The following is a 284-nucleotide window of genomic DNA, read 5'->3' as shown; positions in this document are numbered from 1 at the left end:
ACCTGCTTGAGGCCCTTGAGGAACGCGGTGGTGGAGTACTCGGGGTTGGTGATCTGCTCCGGCGTACCCCAACCGCTGGACGGGCGTTGCTGGAACAGGCCCAGCGAGTCGTGGTCGTTCATGTCACCGAGGTGGCCGAGGTTCTCCAGCTTCGACTCCTGCAGGCTCGTCGCGATCGAGATGACCGCGGCCCGCTCCGGCAGGCCCGCCTTCTTCGTCGCGGCGATGATCGCCTTCGCGTTGGCGGTCTGCTCGTCGTTGAGGGTGATGTGGGACTGGTCGCC

General features: G+C 66.2%; 1 pseudogene. It reads right to left on the bottom strand.

Annotated elements, in window-relative coordinates:
- Positions 1-284, bottom strand: a pseudogene (locus tag ACLQ3B_RS33665) (hypothetical protein); the annotation flags it as partial.

Source organism: Micromonospora sp. DT53, assembly GCF_049841535.1.
GTDB lineage: Bacteria > Actinomycetota > Actinomycetes > Mycobacteriales > Micromonosporaceae > Micromonospora.
This window is presented reverse-complemented; position numbering and strand designations above follow the sequence as displayed.